We start from the raw sequence: 19893 nt of genomic DNA on the forward strand, positions 1-19893 counted from the left end.
TGCGCCTTTGCGAAAAACCCAACAAAAATGCACCTACAGATCAACCAAGCAAACATCGGCTACAACAAAACTTTAATTTCAAATGCAAACGCACATTTGAATTTAGGAGAAGTATGCTTACTGATTGGTAACAACGGTGTCGGGAAAACCACTTTAATTAAATCTATTTTACATCAGATTCCAATTTTAAGCGGAGAAATTTCTATTAATCATAAAAAAGTGCAACATCTTTCCGTTAAAGAAATTGCTGCATATATTGCTGTTGTTTTTTCAAAGTCTATTATTCCACAGAATTATACGGTAGAAGATCTGATTTCGTTGGGAAAATATATTTATTATCCGTTTTATTTTGAACTTAAAAAAGAAGATAGAGAAGAAGTTTTACATATTATCGAAGAACTTGATTTAGTTCAGTATAAAAATACTTTGCTTAAAAATCTTTCAGATGGAAACCTGCAAAAAGCCTTTATTGGAAGAGCTCTAACGCAGAACTCACCTATCATTATTCTGGACGAACCCACAACCCATTTAGATGAAAAAAATAAAATTATTATTTTAAAAACGCTTCGAAAATTAGCACAGGAACAGAATAAGTTGATCCTATTTTCATCTCACGATTGGCGTTTAGCTAAAGAGTTTGCTGATAAATTATGGTATGTAAAAGACAATCAATTATACTCCGGAATTGTAGAGGATATTTTGCTGCAACATGAAGAACTGACGAATGCGTCTTTGTTTCAAATTAATGAAAATTTTGTTGCTCCAAAAATTATTGCACCTGATTTTTATAAAGAAATGTTGTACTCTTTACTTCAAAAAAACTTTCAAAAAGATCTTTCTTCCTTAAATTTTGAATTTCAAGATAAGTTTTGGTTAATTTCCAACGAATCTGTAAAAAAAGAATGCGAATCCTTTGAAGAAATGGTTAATTTCGTGAAAACCATTTATTAATACTTGTTTTTCATTACAAACTTCACATACTATGCATGCATAGTATTATGCAAATCATATAATTTAATTATCTTATTATCAGTTTGTTAACGAATTTTAACGTTAATAAATACTATGCATGCATAATATTTGCTATATTTGAGTAAAACCATTTGAGCAAAATAACATGGATAACAATAAGGAAAAAACAGAAAATATTGATCTTATTCTGAAACAGACCTGGATTTCTGTACAAAAAATGTACTCAGATCTTGCTCAGGAATATGATTCTACTGCTGTACAGGCACTTACCCTTTTAAAAATTGATCCCAAAGAAGGCACAAGAAGTACAAATCTTGGCCCTAAAATGGCCATTGAACCAACTTCTTTAACGAGAATTATTAAACTTCTGGAAGATAACGGTTATATCTATAAAGAAAAAACGACTACCGACAAACGTGAAGTGATTATTAAATTGACCGATAAAGGTTTGAATTCCAGAAACATGTCTAAAGAAGTTGTTGTAAACTTCAACAAAAAAGTAATGGAGAAAATTACTCCCGAAAAATTAGAAATTTTCAAAGAAGTAATGTCCGAAATCATGAAAATTTCAAACGATCTCAACAACAGAAAATAAAATAAATAAAATATGAACAGAAGAATCAAACACGTTACAGTTCTTGGTTCAGGAATTATGGGGAGCGGTATTGCGGCTCACTTCGCTAATATTGGCGTAGAAGTTTCGCTTTTAGATATCGTCCCTTTTGATTTAACTGAAGCAGAACAGAAAAAAGGTTTGACCAAAGATGACAAAGCGGTAAGAAACAGAATCGCTTCCGAAAACTTTGAAAAACTGAAAAAAGCAAGCCCGGCTCTACTCTATTCTCCTAAATTCGCAGATAGAATTAAAGTTGGAAATTTTGATGATGATTTACCAAAAATAAAAAACACAGACTGGATTATTGAAGTGGTAGTTGAAAAACTAGACATCAAAAAATCAGTTTACGAAAAAATCGAACAGTTCAGAAAGCCGGGAACTTTAGTTTCTTCAAACACTTCCGGTATTCCAATTAACATGTTGGTGGAAGGAAGAAGCGATGATTTCAAACATTATTTTGCAGGAACGCACTTTTTTAATCCTGTAAGATATCTTCCTCTTTTAGAAATTATTCCTACAAACGATACAAATTCGGAAATTATTGATTTCTACATGAATTATGGAGCAAAATTCTTAGGTAAAACAACCGTTTTAGCTAAAGATACTCCTGCGTTTATTGCGAACAGAATCGGGGTTTTCTCAATGATGGATTTGCTTCATAACGTTCAAAAATTAGGTTTAACCGTTTCTGAAGTTGATAAATTGACAGGTCCTGTTATTGGTCGTCCAAAATCTGCTACGTTCAGAACAGCTGATGTTGTTGGTCTAGATACGTTGGTAATGGTTGCAAATGGAGTCCGTAACAGTGGTGTTGAAGCGAATAATTTCAATGATGTTTTTGCACTTCCTGAGTACATCCAGAAAATGGTTGATAATAAATGGTTAGGTTCAAAAACAGAACAAGGTTTCTACAAAAAAGTGAAAAATGCAGAAGGAAAATCTGAAATTCACGGATTAAATCTTGATACTTTAGAATACGAACTTCAAGGAAAATCTTCTTTCCCGACATTAGAATTAACTAAAAATATTGATAAGCCAATTGACAGATTTAAAGTATTAATTGGTGGAAAAGATAAAGCCGGAGAACTTTACAGAAAATCTTTAGGGGCGTTATTTGCTTATGTTTCGCATAAAGTTCCAGAAATTTCTGATGAAGTTTATAAGATTGATGATGCGATGAGAGCAGGTTTCGGATGGGAAAACGGTCCGTTTGAAATCTGGGATGCCGTTGGTGTTCAAAAAGGTATTGAATTGGCTAAAGATGCGGGTTATGAAGTTTCAGACTGGGTTAAAAATGTAGAGACTTTCTATAAAGTAAATGATGAAGGACAAAGTATTTATGTTGATAAAAACTCAGGAGAATACAACAAAATTCCGGGTCAGGAAGCTTTTATTATTTTAGATAATATCAGAAAAAACAAAACGCTTTGGAGTAATTCCGGTGCATCGATTGAAGATCTTGGCGACGGAATTATCAACTTCGAAATCCGTTCTAAAATGAATTCTCTTGGAGGAGAAGTTCTGGATGGATTGAACAGAGCGATCGATTTAGCTGAAAAAGAATATGACGGTTTAGTTATCGGAAATCAAGGGACAAATTTCTCTGTTGGAGCGAATTTAGCGATGATTTTAATGATGGCTATCGAACAGGATTGGGATGATTTGAATATGGCAATCGCTTATTTCCAAAAATCGATGATGCGAGTGCGTTACTCTTCTATTCCTGTGGTGGTTGCTCCTCACGGAATGACGCTTGGCGGTGGTTGTGAAATGACCATGCATGCTGACAGAGTGGTTGCAGCAGCAGAAACTTATATCGGATTGGTTGAAACCGGAGTGGGTGTAATTCCCGGCGGTGGCGGAACGAAAGAATTGACATTGAGAACCTCAAGAGAATTCCACAGTGATGATGTTAAAAACAACAGACTTCGTGAAGCTTTCATGAATATCGCGATGGGTAAAGTAGCAACTTCTGCTTATGAAGCCTACGATATGGGAATTCTTGAAAAAGGAAAAGATATCGTTGCTGTTGATAAAAGAACACAGATTAAAACAGCAAAAATGCTGGCAATAAGTTTAGCAGAACACGGATACACTCAACCTATCGAACAAAAAGTAAAAGTTTTGGGTAAAGATGCATTGGGAATGTTCTACGTTGGAACTGACCAGATGTTGACCGGAAACTTCATCTCTGCACACGACAAAAAAATTGCAGATAAGTTAGCCAACGTTATGGTTGGAGGAAACCTTTCTGAACCGACTGTCGTTACTGAACAGTATTTATTGAATCTTGAAAGAGAAACATTCTTGCAGCTTTGTGGCGAAAGAAAAACGTTGGAGAGAATTCAGTATATGTTACAGAATGGTAAACCTTTGAGAAATTAATAGGGAGCTCCGTAGGAGCGAACTGTTAATAGCAGAATAATTTTAGAATGCATTGAGCCTCGTAGAGGCGACCTGTTAGTTTTTATGGCAAACACATACACACAGATTTATATTCAAATTGTTTTCGCCGTTAAAGGAAAACAAAACCTGATTTCAAAAGAAAACAGAGAGGAATTACATAAATTTATTACAGGTATTGTTTCCAATAGAAATCAAAAATTATTTGCAGTTTTTGCAATGCCGGATCACGTTCATATTCTTATGAGTATGAGTCCAACCATTTCGATTTCAGACTTAGTAAGAGATATTAAAGCGGGTTCGTCAAAATTCATTAATGAAAAAGGATGGACAAACGCAAAATTCAACTGGCAGGAAGGATACGGAGCTTTCTCCTATTCCAAAAGCAGTGTAGATTCTGTTGTTAAATATATTTCAAACCAAGAAGAACATCATAAAAAGAAAACATTTAAAGAAGAATATTTGGATTTTATGAAAAAATTTGAGATTGAATATGATCCAAAATATGTATTTGAATGGATTGAAAATTAACAGGTCGCTCCTACGGAGCTCCATAAAGCAAAGCAAAAACAAATAGCTATGAACAGTTTTACCTCTACGAGGCAAAAACTCTCAGAAAATAATATTAATCAATAAAAAAATATGAAAACAGCATATATAGTAAAGGGGTTCAGAACTGCCGTTGGAAAAGCTCCAAAAGGAAGTTTAAGATTCACGAGACCCGATGTAATGGCGGCAACTGTAATTGAAAAATTAATGGCTGAACTTCCGCAATTAGACAAAAACAGAATCGATGACCTTATCGTAGGAAATGCAATGCCGGAAGCTGAACAAGGCTTGAACGTTGCCCGTTTGATCTCTTTAATGGGATTGAATACAGACAAGGTTCCCGGAGTTACGGTGAATAGATATTGTGCATCAGGAAGTGAAGCGATTGCGATTGCGTCTGCAAAAATTCAGGCAGGAATGGCTGATTGTATCATTGCAGGAGGTACAGAATCAATGTCTTACATTCCTATGGGTGGTTACAAGCCGGTTCCAGAAACTGAAATTGCAAAAACAAACCCTGATTATTATTGGGGAATGGGCTACACTGCTGAAGAAGTTGCAAAACAATACAATATCACAAGAGAAGAACAGGATCAGTTCGCTTTTGAATCTCATATGAAAGCTTTAAAAGCTAATGCAGAAGGCAAATTTGCCAATCAGATTGTTCCGCTTCCTGTTGAATATAATTTCCTGGATGAAAACCAGAAAGTGCAGACTAAAAAGTTTGATTTTTCAGTGGATGAAGGTCCGAGAGCAGATACTTCTTTACAGGGTTTGGCTAAATTAAGACCAGTTTTCGCCAACGGAGGAAGCGTAACTGCCGGAAACTCTTCTCAAATGAGTGACGGAGCAGCTTTTGTGATGGTGATGAGCGAAGAAATGGTCAAAGAATTAGGATTAGAACCTGAAGCAAGATTAGTAGCTTATGCAGCTGCCGGACTTGAGCCAAGAATCATGGGAATGGGACCAATTTACGCTATTCCAAAGGCTTTAAAACAGGCAGGATTAGAACTTAAGGATATTGAATTAATTGAATTAAACGAAGCATTCGCCTCTCAATCTGTTGCCATCAAAAAAGAATTAGGGTTAAATCCTGATATTTTGAACGTAAACGGCGGTGCCATCGCTCTTGGTCACCCTCTTGGATGTACAGGAACAAAATTAACGGTTCAACTTCTTGACGAAATGAGAAAACGCGGAAACAAATATGGAATGGTTTCAATGTGCGTAGGAACAGGTCAAGGCGCAGCTTCAATCTTTGAATTATTATAATTAAAAAAACAAAAACAATGAGTGATACACTTAATAAAACATTAAAAGGCGGTGAATTTTTAATTAAAGAAATTCCAGCTAATGAAATATTTTCTTTGGAAGAACTTTCTGAAGAGCAAAAAATGCTTCGTGATTCTGCGAAAGAATTCATTGATAGAGAAGTTGTTCCGCAACACGATCGTTTTGAGAAAAAAGACTATGCATTGACAGAAGAAACAATGCGTAAATTAGGAGAAATGGGATTATTAGGAATTACCGTTCCTGAAGAATATGGCGGTCTTGGAATGGGATTCGTTAGTACGATGTTGGCTTGCGATTACGTTTCGGGTGGAAACGGTTCATTAGCAACAGCTTACGGAGCACACACCGGAATCGGAACGCTTCCAACGCTACTTTACGGAAGTGAAGAATTGAAAAAGAAATATCTTCCGGATTTAGCTACAGGAACAAAATTCGGAGCGTATTGTTTGACAGAACCGGATGCTGGTTCGGACGCCAATTCAGGGAAAACAAGAGCAAAATTGTCTGAAGACGGAAAACATTACATCATCAACGGGCAAAAAATGTGGATTTCCAATGCTGGTTTTGCGGATACGTTCACTTTGTTCGCTAAAATTGATGATGATAAAAACATCACTGGTTTTGTAATCAACCGCTCAGAACTGGAAGATCCAAACAGTTTGACTTTTGGTGAGGAAGAACATAAATTAGGAATCCGTTCCTCTTCTACTCGTCAGGTTTTCTTCAATGATATGAAGGTTCCTGTAGAGAATATGCTGGGTGAAAGAAATAACGGTTTCAAGATCGCTTTGAATGCTTTGAATGTTGGTAGAATTAAATTAGCTGCTGCAAACCTTGACGGACAAAGAAGAATTTTGAACCACTCTATTCAATATTCAAATGAGAGAAAACAGTTTGGTGTCTCTATTTCAACTTTCGGAGCAATCAGAAAGAAAATTGCAGAAATGTCAACGGGAGTTTTCGTAAGTGAAGCGGGATCTTACCGTTTAGCAAAAAATGTTGAGGATAAAATTGCAGAATTGATTGCAGGAGGAATGGATCATCAACAAGCTGAATTAAAAGGTGTTGAAGAATTTGCAGTGGAAGCTTCCATTCTTAAAGTTTTCGTATCTGATCTTACTCAAAATACAGCAGACGAAGGAATCCAGATCTATGGAGGAATGGGATTCTCAGAAGATACTCCAATGGAATCTGCATGGAGAGATGCCAGAATCGGTAGAATTTATGAAGGAACCAACGAAATCAACAGATTGTTGGCTGTCGGAATGTTGATTAAGAGAGCAATGAAAGGAGAATTGGATTTATTATCTCCGGCAATGGCGATCAGTAAAGAATTGATGGGAATCCCATCTTTCGAAGTTCCTGATTATTCTGCATTCATGAGTGAAGAAAAAGCAATCATCGCTAATCTTAAGAAAGTATTCTTAATGGTTTCCGGAGCTGCTCTTCAAAAATATATGATGGATATTGAAAAACAACAACATTTATTATTAAATGCATCTGAAATTCTTAACCAGATTTACATGGCAGAATCGACAATCTTAAGAGCTGAAAAACACTTCTCGGCTGATTCTGTGGAAGCTGCAATGGCTCAGTTAAACCTTTATAAAGCTGTTGAAAAAATTATAGTTGCAGCAAAAGAAGGAATCATTTCTTTTGCGGAAGGTGACGAACAGAGAATGATGCTTTCAGGATTAAGAAGATTTACAAAATATACAAATCATCCAAATGTAGTGGCTTTAACTGAAAAAGTGGCTGCTCATTATATTGGAAAAGGGGCTTATTAGTCTTTTATATATAAATTTGATTTTAAAGCGTCTCATTTTGAGACGTTTTTTATTTTAATACAAAGAAATTTAATTTAAAGTGTAATAAAAACTCATTTTGAATTGTCTTATAATAATCAGATAATAAAAAAGTTTAATTTTTAATTAAACTTTTAGATGTTTAAAATAAATATTATGAAAATTTACATTGTTGCACTTATACTGTCTTCAGCATCTTTTTCAGCACAGATTTCTCCCAGAAAACCTTTGATAATTGATTCTACCAAGCTTCCGAAAATTGAAAAATCAATTATCAAAACACCTTCGGATGTTTCAAAGTTTGACACGGCTATTGCTAAATTATACAAAATGCCGGTAGCTAAACCAAAAAATCTTGAACTTTACTCAAGTTTAAAAGCTCCGAAAAAAGACTCTACATTGCATAAAATACCAAATATTCTGGATGCAGCAAAACGACATAAACTGGCATTGAAATAGCAACTGTTGAAGAGGAAAATTGTTGATAAATTTTATGTAAAATCGTTGAGTTTATCTCAGACGTTTTATATTTTTGTATTCTATTTTTCAAAAAAGAATGACAAAAGAAGAATTGCTGAATAAAGCCATCAAAATTGCTGATAAAGCACATAAAGGGCAAAAAGATAAATATCACGCTCCGTACATTGCTCATGTGATGCGTGTAATGGAATATGGCAAAACAATGGACGAAAAAATAGTGGGAGTTTTGCATGATGTCGTTGAAGATCATCCTGAAGAATTCAGTTTTGAATATCTACGATCTGAAGGTTTTCCTGAATACATTCTTTTCGCAGTGAGCTGTCTTACTAAATTTGATCCGGAAGAAAATTACGATGATTTCGTTAAAAGAACAGAAAGATCACCTCTTGCTGTGGCCGTAAAGCTGAACGATCTTCGTGATAACATGGATTTGAGAAGAGTAAACCGGGAATTAACTCAAAAAGACATTCACCGATTTAATAAGTATCTGAAAGCTTACCGATATTTATCCGAGAAATATTAAATTAATCGGCGCCCGGGAAATGATACGTTTTGGTATCGTTATCGGTGTCGTCGATGTTGATATTCAGAGCTAGATATACAAAATGAACATTTTTGTTACCTTTCGCTTCAAATTCTCGCTGCCAAAGATAACCGCCCAAAACTCCGAAGTTTTCGTCAATCTGATATCCGAAACCCCCATAAACCCTGTTTCTTGCAAATGAAGGTTTATTAGGAGAAACTACAAAAATCTCATCATAAACATTCGCAAATAATGTTCCCGGTGCGATTTTTTTAGCATTTAATGGAACTGAAACATTCAAACGGTAACGGTAGCGCATTCTTTCCGATCTTGTGTCGGTTTGAGGCTCATAAAACCATGATTTTTCAGCACGAAACCTGTTTTCAAACTTTACAATTCCTTTTTTGAAATCGATCACATCCTGTAGCCAAACACGAAATTCTTCTTTATTAATAGCATGATCTTTATAGGTTGCATATCGACCTAAACCGATAAATGGCTTATGATTTTTGGTAAGATTATATCCTAAACCTCCTTTTATTTCGTAATAATCGGGATAGGTGTATTCTTCGATTCCTCTGGATTGTCCTTCAGCATAAAGGAAAAATTTTGGATGAAACTTGTAAGTAATCGTCAGTGCATTAAATGAGGAAATATGTTCCTGCGCTTTGAAAATACTTACACTTAAAAGTAAACCAAGACTTAAAAAAAGTTTCATCCAAAAAAATTTTTGCAAATGTATATTATTTAACTATTCGGTAATATTAAGTTTACTTAATATTAATATTGTAGGAAAACCCAATGTGAAACCATCTTTGAGGCATCGGTACACCAAAAGTTTCGGTATATTCTGAATCGGTAACATTATTCACCAATACATAGACCGAAAAATCTTTCTTATTAAAGCTTAGCTTTTCATCCAATACATTATAACTTCCGAAATTCATTCTGTCATTATATCTGTAAACCAGTTCGTTGGTAAAATATTTTAGAAATTTTGTGTTAAGTTTTGCTACAAATTGATGTTTCAGATTATCAAGGGCATAACGTGAGTTTAATTCGTTGATGTCTTTAAGCTTATTATCAAGATACGTGTAGCCTACCGTATATTTCAACCAGTCAAAAACCTGATGACCAATTTCTGCTTCAATACCCTTAATTTCAGTATCTCCGATATTTCTTGAATACCAAACAGGATCTGTCAAAGATTTTTTCACCCAGTCGATCGAATTTTCTGAACTTCTGTAAAATCCGCTCAATTTTGCTAAAATATTTTTATTCTGAAATTGGTAACCCACTTCAGTATAAATTGCATTTTCAGGTAAAAGATCAGAATTTCCCTGTTCCGTTTTGCTTACATAATATAAGTCTGTGAAGGTAGGAACTCTATGTACTTTTGAAATATTCCCATACACTTTATGATTTTGAAAAAATGTGTAACCCACATCTAAACCGGGATAAAAGAAATTTCCGTTGGTAGAATAATTTGCCCAAGAGGCTCCCGGACTGATATTCAATTTCTTATCGAAAAATGAAAAATGATGTTCAAAGAAAACCTGCGTTACAAATCTTTCTCTGTCACCCAGATTATTACTTGCCAGAAACTCTTTTCTCAATTCTACTCCTAAACCAGTCGTTCCTAAGCTTGAAGTATAACTTGAGTTCACCTCTCCTCCAACGTTATTTCCGATGTGCATATTTCTGTAGATCTCAGGTTTTTCTCTGTTAAAAAGGTACATATCCTGCCCTCTTCTCCAATACACATTAGAATTAAGCTTAAATTTCCCAAAAGTCTGCTGATGAGCAAGACTTATGATCGAAGCCTGCAGTTCTTCATATTGTTCTGTAGCTAGAGGTGATGAATAAAAACCGTTTGCTCCGAATTTTTTCTCAGAAAACCCGGCTTGTAATCGGATGTCTCCGTTTTTTATTTTCAACTGATTTTGATAGTACACATTTCTGATGTCAAAATCGGTGTTGTGTCTGTAGCCTTGCGATGAGTTTGAGTTTGCCTGCAATAATTGTGAAAATTTTTCATTACCAATATTTGCACTTAGCCCAAAACCATACGTCTCATAATCTCCTGCATTTGCGCTGATTTTTACATTTTTACCGATCTGTGCTTTAGTAATAATATTGATCGCTCCTGCATAAGCATTCTGCCCAAATCTTCTTGCTGCAGGACCTTTAATGACCTCTATTCTTTCAACATTATCCAAATCAACAGGAACGTTTAAAGAATTATGACCCGTCTGTGAATCATTCATTCTGATTCCGTTGATCAGGATTAAAACCTGCTCAAAAGAACTTCCTCTGAAACCGACATCGCTCTGCACTCCGTTTGCTCCTCTCCTTCTGATGTCCATTCCCTGGATCTGCTGCAGAATCTCATCAATACTTGCAGCCGGAGAATTCAGAATATCTTCTCTCGTAATCACAGAAATATTCTGATTGGCATTTTTATAAGTTGTTGCGACAAATTTTCCCTGAATTTCTACCGAATCTATATCCGTAGTTTTTACCTGTGCATTTGTCGAACAAAGTGCAGCAAGGAAAATCACAGTTCCGAGTTTCTTATTCATATTACTTTTAGTTTTTATTTGAAGTTTCCAAAATTAGGAGACTTTACCAAAACCAAAAAATGATACATATCATAAAAAAAGATGCATCATAAAATGCATCTTAGTGGATTGTAAATACTTTTAAATTATCTTTTTCTCATTAAATGTGCAATAAAATGGCTGAAAAGCTTTCTCATTGTTATCACGTATTTAAAGTGCAATTTTACATGAAAATAATTAATAAAACAAGTATAAAAAACTGCTTCATTTATTTTTTTAAAACCTGAATTACTTGTTTTTTGATTGTTTATTAATAAAAAGAATCCGTCAAAAATTCGTATTTTTGTTAGTCTTAAATTTACTATGGCTTCAACAACAGATATAGATATAAAAAAACAGGTCTTCGTTAAAAACGCGCACCTTAACAACCTGAAACACATTGATGTTTTAATACCGAAAAACAAATTGATCGTTATCACAGGAGTTTCCGGAAGCGGGAAATCTTCTTTGGCTTTCGATACTATTTATGCAGAAGGACAGAGAAGATATGTGGAGAGTCTGAGCTCTTATGCACGGCAGTTTTTGGGCAAACTTGAAAAACCGAAAGTTGATGATATTAAAGGTTTGGCACCTTCCATTGCAATTCAGCAGAAAGTAATTTCATCGAATCCGCGTTCTACAGTCGGAACTTCTACGGAAATTTACGATTACATGAAGCTTCTTTTTGCAAGAATCGGGAAAACGTTTTCTCCGGTTTCAGGGAATGAAGTGAAAAAAGATTCGGTAACGGATGTTGTAGATTATATTAAAAATTCTAAAAAAGACATTCCGTTTTTATTAACGGCTCCTTTAGATTTTGATCTTGAAAATTTCACGGAAACTTTAAATATTTTAAAGCTTGCAGGTTTCACAAGATTAGAAATCAATGGAAATGTTGCCGGTATTGAAGATTTGGAAAGTTTTGGTTTCACTCCTGAAAAAGGTATGGAAATCAATCTTGTGATCGACCGTTTTTCTTACGAAGAAGATGAAAGTTTTCTTCAGCGTTTGGCAGATTCTATTCAGATGGCGTTTTATGAAGGTCGAGGATATTGTTCGTTAAAAAACACCGAAACAGGAACTGTAAAAGAATTTTCCAATAAGTTTGAGCTCGACGGAATAGAATTTCTTGAGCCGAATGTTCATTTTTTCAGCTTTAATAACCCTTTCGGCGCTTGTCCGACCTGTGAAGGCTACGGAAAAGTCATCGGAATTGATGAAGATCTTGTAATTCCAAACAAAGCTTTGTCGGTTTTTGAAGATGCCGTTGCTTCCTGGAAAGGTGAAACCATGAGCGAATGGAAAAAAGATTTCATTAAGAAAGCAAAGGACTTCCCTATTCATAAGCCTTATCATCAACTAACCAAAGAACAGAAAAATTATCTGTGGAAGGGCGACGGAAAAAGCACCTTCCCTTCGCTGAATAATTTCTTCAAAATGCTTGAGGAAAATTTATACAAAATTCAGTATCGTGTAATGCTTTCCCGTTACAGAGGGAAAACACTTTGCCCTACTTGTGAAGGTTTACGTTTGCGTGAAGAAACAAGCTGGGTGAAAATTGACGGACACAATATCCAGTCGATGATTGAGCTTCCTTTGGATGAACTTTTACCTTTAATTCAAGGTTTAAAACTTTCAGAGCATGATAAGGAAGTTGCAAAAAGATTGCTGTATGAAATTACAACCCGTCTAGAATTTTTACTAAAAGTCGGATTAGGATATTTAACTTTAAACCGTACTTCCAATACACTTTCCGGAGGTGAAAGTCAAAGAATTAATCTGGCAACAAGTTTAGGGAGCTCTTTGGTAGGATCTATTTATATTTTGGATGAACCATCGATTGGTTTGCACTCAAGAGATACTGAAAACTTAATTGAAGTTTTAAAAAATCTTCGTGACATCGGAAACACGGTCATCGTTGTAGAGCATGACGAAGATGTGATGAGAGCGGCAGATTATATTATTGATATCGGTCCTGAAGCAGGATATTTGGGTGGCGAGCTGGTTTTCGCAGGTGATTTTAAAGAACTGAAAAGTGCCGATACGCTTACTTCAAAATATCTGACCGGAAAATTAGAAATAAAAGTTCCTGAAAAGCGCAGACAAGCAAAGGAATTCATTCATATAAAAGGCGCAAGATCAAATAATCTGAAGAATATCGATGTTGATGTTCCATTGGAAAGTTTAGTTGTTATTTCAGGAGTTTCAGGAAGTGGGAAATCAACTTTGATGAAAGAAATTCTGACCAATGATATTCAGATTCAATTAGGAATGGGCGGTAAAAAGGGAGATTATGACTCTGTGGAATTTCCTAAAAAGCTCATTAAGCATATAGAATTAATCGACCAGAATCCTATCGGAAAATCTTCCCGTTCGAATCCTGTAACGTATCTGAAAGCTTATGACGATATTCGTGATTTGTTTTCGAAGCAGAAAAGTGCCAAAATGATGGGTTACAAGCCCAAACATTTTTCATTTAACGTTGATGGCGGAAGATGTGATGAATGTAAGGGTGAAGGCGTGATCAATGTTTCGATGCAGTTTATGGCAGACATAGAGCTTGAGTGTGAAACCTGTAAGGGAACCCGTTTTAAAAATGAAATTCTTGAAATAAGATTCGACGAAAAAAATATTTCGGATATTCTTCATATGACCGTTGATGAAGCATTAGAATTTTTCAGAGAGAATAAAGAGGATAAAATCGTTACAAAACTTACTCCGCTTCAGGACGTCGGTTTGGGATATTTACAGCTCGGGCAAAGCTCTTCTACACTTTCGGGAGGTGAAGCACAACGTGTGAAACTGGCATCTTTCCTGGTAAAAGGGGTAACAACGGATAAAACTTTATTTGTTTTTGATGAACCTTCAACCGGATTGCATTTCCATGATATTCAAAAATTATTAAAATCTTTGCAGGCATTGATCGATCTCGGACATTCTGTGATCGTCATTGAACATCAACCTGATATTATGAAATGCGCCGATCATATCATCGACATCGGTCCGGAAGCCGGAAAATACGGAGGAGAAGTTGTTTTTGCAGGAACTCCTGAAGATCTAGCTAAAAATAAAAAATCGCATACAGCGAAATACATTAAAGAGAAGCTTGAAAATTAAATAGAAAGAGAGTCACAAAGACTCTCTTTTTTAGCTTAAACACTAATGACGCAAATGTTTTCACTAATTTTCACAATTTGATATTTTGAATTATTATTGATATCAAGATTAGTATCATTTGTGAAGAAAAATAGTGCAATTTGTGTTTAAACACTATACAAAAACGGACTCTTTTTAATAAAAGCCTCATCATCAATTTGAGAAACCAGAAATTCCCCTAAATCTGTTGCTGAGATATTTTTGCCTCTACAATCTTCCAGACTTGTTTCCGTTTTAAAACTGTCATCGGTTAAATTGATTAAAGGAAGTCTTACCAAAGTCCAGTCAAGATTACTCTGAGTAAGCAGCTCGTATTCTTTTTGTTTGTCAACCGTTGTTTCAGGATAGTTTTGGTACATCCAGTCCGTAGCCATTTTCACAGTCTCATTTTTATTATCAAAAGGTGTATTTACGCTCAAACCTGTTGTTACAATATATCGTTTGATTTTTTGGTAATTCATTGCACTGACAACATTTTTAGTTGCATCACTGAAGATTGTTCTTTCTCCTTTTGGCTGTCCCAAAGTGCTTAAAAGAACGTTACAGTTTTCCAGTAATTTTAAAACTGAATGATAATCTCGGGCATCTCCTTGTACAACTTCAATTAAAGGATTCTGAAGCTGGAAATTTTCAGGATTTCTTATTAAAAGCTTAATTGAATATTTTTTTTCTAGTAAACTCTGAACAAGATATTTACCCGATTTTCCTGTTCCACCAATTACGGCAATTATATGTGTATTCATTTTTTATAAATGTTTAAAGTTGGCTAACTATTCATCTGTAGTTAGCATTAATTGTTGAAATGAAGATTTAAGACTCAGGAAGTTGAGTCTTTGCGAATCAAGCCATTTGAAATTCGGCTGATTAATTAGGGTAATATTAAAAGAAGATTTTGATTTAATAAAGATATTAAATTTGTCAAATTTAAAAATGGATACAATGAAAAAAGAGCGTCTGATTTTATCCACAAAAAAATGTGGATAACTTGTGAATTTTAACATTTAATTCATTGTTTATCAAAAATATATTCCTACTTTTACTATGTAATAAAAATGAAATGAATCTTTTTCTTGCCTTTTTCGATTACGAAATTGCAATTAAATTTGAAATAAAAATTTAAGCACAGCATCGTCGGCTGTGCTTTTTTGTTGTTGTCTAATTAAAAAAATGAGATGTATTTATCTACTGAGTCCGCTTCTAAAGAGCGGATTCTTTTTTTTTAGGCTTTGAAAAAGGTTTTTCTTTTGAAGTTAAGATGTTGTTGATGACGTTTTGATCACGATAGATCCATACATTTATAAAGTGCAACTCTTTTGAGTTTTCAAAACCGGCATCAAAAGTCATCAATTCTATTGGATCACTATTTTTCGTGTAATCTTTAATATAAGCAGATCTGAATTTTAGAGAAGTAATTTTTCCATTCTTATTTATTATTTCGCATATTTTTTCATAATCATTATTTAGTTTTCTTTCTAACCTTTTATCTAAAATAAAACTGCTAAATTGAGAATAATCTTTATTGTTGCATTTTCTGTAGAATTCTTTAATGAAATTTTCGCTTACATCAATCCTTTCATTACTAACTTTCGAGCTGCTTATCTTGGTATAATGTCTTTGTGAGACCAGTTGAAGAGAAGAAATAATGGCGATAAGGTGAATAATTTTTTTCATTTTAAAAGTGTTTATTTCTTTCAAAAATATAGATTTTGAATTTAATTTTGGATTTAAAATAAAAAAACCGATAAGCAAAACTTATCGGTTCTTGAAAAATGAAAAATTAATATGGATATGAACTATTTGATGTTTTTAGAATCGTTTCTAAAAGACAAGCGAATTTATATTTATTTAGAATAAATACAAATAATAATTATACTGACTTTTATCAGTTTATTCACTTAATCTCATTTTTCTCTGGTCAACTGATCAAGTTTTTTGAGCAAAGTCGGAATTCTATAAGATCCGCTCATATTTTCAACAGCTATTTTTATCTCATCAACATCAATTCCCTGCGAAGTTACAAACAATGGAGTTTTGCTTTCGCCGCGAAAAACTTCACGTCTTTTGCTGTCTTCTGCTGCAAAACCATTTTTTGCGATTCCGATGACAGGAATCTTATTGTCGAGTGCATTGTAAAGATAGCCACCCAAACCAATTTTACCATCATTATCAAGAGTAACGTAGCCATCAACAATAATGATGTCACTTTCTTTTAAATCAATCTTTTTCAATAAACTGAGAATACACGGTAATTCACGTTTATAGAATGCCCCACTTTCATACTCGGAAGTGATGGCTGTATTTTCAGAATAGATTGCTTCTTCATTTTCAGAATCCCAGTTTTTGAAAGCGATGCAGATTGTTTTGGCAAAACCATCGTAGTAATAAGTATCGAATGCGTAGATCATTTTATTTATTGAAAAATTCACCAAAATGCCACAAAATTCCGGCAGGATCGATCATGAAGCATTCTTTACCCCAATCCATTGTTCTGGTGGGAACCAATTTAATGGAATCATACTTTTCGTTTAATTTTAAACTAACAAGCTCATCCCAAAAAAGATCAGTGTTTTCAACTTCAAGAAAAAGCATTGTGTTTTCTACCCATTCTTTAGCATAATAATCCTGAAGATAAAAGGCAAATTCGCCTTTCTTAAAAACCGAAAGCTTTGGTTCGAGAATGTTTTCTTCAAATCCTAAATCTGTGTAAAATGCTCTGCTCTCAGCAAAATCTTTCGAGCCAATAAATGGTCTTAGTGATTTAATTTTCTGATTCATATTGTTTTTTATTAATCCAATGATTATAAGTCATTTCAAATTTTATCTCATTTTTTCCATGCATTCCGATGTAGTTCCAACCGTTTTTTGTGTAGAATATTTCGGCTCTGGTATTCGGTGATGTTCCGAGCCATACATTTTCCCGGGTTTGATTGAAATACCAATCCAGCATAATATCATGGAGCTTCTTTCCGATTCCTTTCTTTTCAAAATCGGGATCAACAAACAATGCCCAAATATTATTTTCTTTTAGATCAACGATAGAAAAACCTGTTATCCTCCCATCGATCTCACAAACCCAGCCTTTGCCTCTTTCAGTTAAAAACTCTTTACAATCATCATCTGTTACAAGATTGGGATTAGAAAGCATGTTTTCTTTTACCGAATTTCTTACGATCTGAATTTGCGGAATGTCTTCTATTTTCGCTGCACGAATAACCATATCTGAAAATTTATTTTTTATCAACCACAATTCTATTTTCACGGTTCGCCAGTTCCCAGGCTGTGGTGAAGATCAGCTGTGTTCTTTTCTGAAGTAGATTAAAGTCAATTTTTTCCACATCATCAGTCGGCTGATGATAATCTTCGTGAATTCCGTCGAAATAGAATGCTACAGGAATGCCGTGTTTTGCAAAATTATAATGATCGGAACGATAATACAGTCTGTCAGGATCTTTCGGATCATCGTATTTATAATTCAGCTCAAGATTATGAGTTTTTTTATTGGCAGCTTCATTAATTATTTTTAATTCTGAACTCAGCATTTCAGAACCAATCACGTAGACATAATTTTTCCCTCTATTTGCGGGATCATCTCTTCCGATCATATCAATATTCAAGTCTGCAACTGTATTGGCTAAAGGAAAAACAGAATTTTCAGAATAGTAAGATGAGCCAAAAAGACCATGTTCTTCACCAGTAGCATGTAAAAACAAAAGAGATCGTTTCGGACCTTTTCCTTTCTTTTTCGCCGACTGAAAAGCTTTGGCGATCTGCATCACTGCGACCGTTCCGCTTCCGTCGTCATCTGCTCCGTTATAGACTACTCCATTTTTAGTTCCGACATGATCATAATGAGCAGAAACAACAATGGTTTCTTCAGGTTTTTCGTTTCCTTCAATAAATGCAATAATATTTTCTGAATCAGGAAGATTTCCACCACCTCTTTTTTTCATAAATGATGATGGAACTTTCTGGTAATATGAGCCCATTTTTTTTGGAAATGAGATGCCTAATTCTTTATAAAATTGTACAATATATTCGCCCGCTTTTTTCTGGCCGGGACTTCCCGTATCTCTTCCTTCCATTTCATCGGATGCAATAATGTGTAAATTTTTCTTTAAATCATTAAGCTTAATTTGCTGATATGCTTTATTAAAGACTTTCTCACTTTTAGCATTAATTGAATCTATTCGATCGCTCGAAACATTTGCTGTATTGCAACTCAGAAGAATAATAGCTGAAAATACAGGAAGAAATATCTTTTTCATGAACTGATAATTTCCCTAAAAATAGCAAAAATATCTCAACCTTAATTTGATAACAAATTTTTAATATATTTGATAAAGCCTATGCAAAAAAACTACGGATTTAATGATTATACGTTTTTCACAGAAATGTCGGAGCTTGCTTCGAGATACAACAGCTATGATTTATCGTTAGGTCTTCCAGATTTTGAAATTGATCCGCGTTTAAGATACTATCTAAAGGAATCAGCCGATGTGATCAGCCATAGTTATGAATCTTTAGCCGGAAATTCTCTATTAATTGATCAGATTATAAAGTTTAATGGCAATAGAAAAAATAGCTTACAGTTAAAAAGAGAAGAAGTAAATATTGTTCCCTGTTCTACATTCGGGTTATATACATCCTTAAAGTCAATTTTAAATAATGGTGATGAAGTTATTGTTATTCAACCATCTTATTATACTTATGCGCCATCAATTGTGCTCAACGGTGGCATTCCTGTTTACTACGATCTTGATTTTGATTTTAAAATAAACTGGGAAAAATTAAAGAGTTGCATTACCGCTAAAACGAAAGCCATCATTGTAAATTCTCCGCAAAATCCTACCGGTAAAATGTGGAGCAAAGAGGATTGGAATCAGTTGTATGATTTGATTAAAGATCAGGAAATTTATCTTATATCAGAAGAAATTTATGATATCTATTGTTACGATAATCAAGAGCATTACAGTTCTTTCATACATCCCGAGCTTAAAAAAAGAACGTTTTGTATTTTTTCTTTCGGTAAAATGTTTCATTCTACAGGTTGGAAGGTTAGCTATCTCTTAGCAGATGAAGATTTATTGCAAAATTTCAGAAATCATCAGCAATATATTTCGTACAGCTCTAATTCTCCGTGCCAATATGCGATTTCTAAATATCTGGAGGTTTTTGACCCTACAGGGAATAGAAATATTATGCAGAGTAAACGTGATATTTTTAATGAGATGATCAGTCACACTCCTTTAAAAGTGGAAGATAAATCTCAGGGTGGTTTTTTTCAGCTTGTTAATTTCAGAGAAATCAATAAAACAATGACGGATGTTGAATTTTCAAAATGGCTTACTATAGAAAAAAAAGTTTCGTGTTTACCGCTTTCAGCATTTTACCATTCTAAACAGGATTCGGACTATATACGATTCAGCTTTGTAAAAAAAGATGAAGTGATTATACAGGCAATGGAACACTTAAAAAACAATTTATAACAAAAAACAC

Annotated in this window: 18 protein-coding genes; 10 read left to right on the forward strand and 8 right to left on the reverse strand. The window is 34.3% G+C overall.

Going from position 1 to position 19893, the window contains the following annotated elements:
- Positions 1–27: 27 nt before the first annotated feature.
- The 8 genes from BM371_RS04770 (at position 28) to BM371_RS04805 (ending at position 8641) form a co-directional block, all read left to right on the forward strand.
- Positions 28–951: an ABC transporter ATP-binding protein gene (locus BM371_RS04770; protein ID WP_034676399.1), complete on the forward strand. Its 924-nt coding sequence runs from the start codon at positions 28–30 to the stop codon at positions 949–951.
- 166 nt (positions 952–1117) lie between these two features.
- Entirely contained in the window at positions 1118–1567 is a 450-nt protein-coding gene (locus tag BM371_RS04775) for a MarR family winged helix-turn-helix transcriptional regulator (protein WP_034676401.1), read from the forward strand.
- 12 nt (positions 1568–1579) lie between these two features.
- The gene (locus BM371_RS04780) at positions 1580–3973 is read left to right on the forward strand and encodes a 3-hydroxyacyl-CoA dehydrogenase/enoyl-CoA hydratase family protein (RefSeq protein ID WP_034676404.1); all 2394 of its coding nucleotides are present in this window, start codon (positions 1580–1582) and stop codon (positions 3971–3973) included.
- A gap of 84 nt (positions 3974–4057) precedes the next feature.
- Positions 4058–4522, forward strand: coding sequence for an IS200/IS605 family transposase (gene tnpA, locus BM371_RS04785; protein WP_034676406.1), 465 nt, complete (start codon positions 4058–4060; stop codon positions 4520–4522).
- Between the two features lie 111 nt (positions 4523–4633).
- A complete protein-coding gene (locus BM371_RS04790) occupies positions 4634–5812 on the forward strand; it encodes an acetyl-CoA C-acyltransferase (protein WP_034676408.1) in 1179 nt (392 codons plus the stop codon).
- 17 nt (positions 5813–5829) lie between these two features.
- A complete protein-coding gene (locus BM371_RS04795; protein WP_034676411.1) occupies positions 5830–7620 on the forward strand; it encodes an acyl-CoA dehydrogenase family protein in 1791 nt (596 codons plus the stop codon).
- Between the two features lie 174 nt (positions 7621–7794).
- Positions 7795–8097 (forward strand): hypothetical protein, encoded by a 303-nt coding sequence (locus BM371_RS04800; protein WP_034676414.1) that lies wholly within the window; start codon positions 7795–7797, stop codon positions 8095–8097.
- Between the two features lie 97 nt (positions 8098–8194).
- Positions 8195–8641, forward strand: coding sequence for a phosphohydrolase (locus BM371_RS04805; RefSeq protein ID WP_034676416.1), 447 nt, complete (start codon positions 8195–8197; stop codon positions 8639–8641).
- 1 nt (position 8642) lies between these two features.
- Here BM371_RS04805 and BM371_RS04810 read toward each other — a convergent pair whose 3' ends face one another.
- Together BM371_RS04810 and BM371_RS04815 are read right to left on the reverse strand one after the other, a co-directional pair.
- Positions 8643–9359: a DUF2490 domain-containing protein gene (locus BM371_RS04810; RefSeq protein ID WP_034676418.1), complete on the reverse strand. Its 717-nt coding sequence runs from the start codon at positions 9357–9359 to the stop codon at positions 8643–8645.
- 52 nt (positions 9360–9411) lie between these two features.
- Positions 9412–11223 carry a TonB-dependent receptor plug domain-containing protein gene (locus tag BM371_RS04815; RefSeq protein ID WP_034676421.1) on the reverse strand — a complete coding sequence of 604 codons (1812 nt, stop codon included), beginning with the start codon at positions 11221–11223 and terminating at the stop codon, positions 9412–9414.
- 342 nt (positions 11224–11565) lie between these two features.
- On the opposite strand from BM371_RS04815, the gene uvrA reads away from it, so the two are divergent.
- Entirely contained in the window at positions 11566–14358 is a 2793-nt protein-coding gene (gene uvrA, locus BM371_RS04820; protein ID WP_034676423.1) for an excinuclease ABC subunit UvrA, read from the forward strand.
- 146 nt (positions 14359–14504) lie between these two features.
- Here the strand turns inward: uvrA and BM371_RS04825 are convergent, their stop codons facing one another.
- The 6 genes from BM371_RS04825 to BM371_RS04855 form a co-directional block, all read right to left on the reverse strand.
- Positions 14505–15140: an NAD(P)-dependent oxidoreductase gene (locus BM371_RS04825; protein ID WP_034676425.1), complete on the reverse strand. Its 636-nt coding sequence runs from the start codon at positions 15138–15140 to the stop codon at positions 14505–14507.
- A 454-nt stretch (positions 15141–15594) separates the two neighbouring features.
- A complete protein-coding gene (locus tag BM371_RS04835) occupies positions 15595–16068 on the reverse strand; it encodes a hypothetical protein (RefSeq protein WP_131430932.1) in 474 nt (157 codons plus the stop codon).
- A gap of 230 nt (positions 16069–16298) precedes the next feature.
- Positions 16299–16802 (reverse strand): endonuclease V, encoded by a 504-nt coding sequence (locus BM371_RS04840; protein WP_034676431.1) that lies wholly within the window; start codon positions 16800–16802, stop codon positions 16299–16301.
- 1 nt (position 16803) lies between these two features.
- Positions 16804–17172 carry a VOC family protein gene (locus tag BM371_RS04845; RefSeq protein ID WP_034676433.1) on the reverse strand — a complete coding sequence of 123 codons (369 nt, stop codon included), beginning with the start codon at positions 17170–17172 and terminating at the stop codon, positions 16804–16806.
- Complete coding sequence (locus BM371_RS04850; RefSeq protein WP_034677378.1) at positions 17156–17614, reverse strand: GNAT family N-acetyltransferase; 459 nt, start codon at positions 17612–17614, stop codon at positions 17156–17158. The genes BM371_RS04845 and BM371_RS04850 overlap by 17 nt, the downstream gene beginning before the upstream one ends.
- Before the next feature lie 10 nt (positions 17615–17624).
- Positions 17625–18662 carry a M28 family metallopeptidase gene (locus BM371_RS04855; protein ID WP_034676435.1) on the reverse strand — a complete coding sequence of 346 codons (1038 nt, stop codon included), beginning with the start codon at positions 18660–18662 and terminating at the stop codon, positions 17625–17627.
- Between the two features lie 81 nt (positions 18663–18743).
- Here BM371_RS04855 and BM371_RS04860 point away from each other — a divergent pair, with 81 nt between their 5' ends.
- The gene (locus BM371_RS04860; RefSeq protein WP_034676437.1) at positions 18744–19883 is read left to right on the forward strand and encodes an aminotransferase class I/II-fold pyridoxal phosphate-dependent enzyme; all 1140 of its coding nucleotides are present in this window, start codon (positions 18744–18746) and stop codon (positions 19881–19883) included.
- Positions 19884–19893: the final 10 nt, after the last annotated feature.

This window comes from Chryseobacterium formosense, assembly GCF_900116415.1.
In the GTDB taxonomy this organism is placed as follows: domain Bacteria; phylum Bacteroidota; class Bacteroidia; order Flavobacteriales; family Weeksellaceae; genus Chryseobacterium; species Chryseobacterium formosense.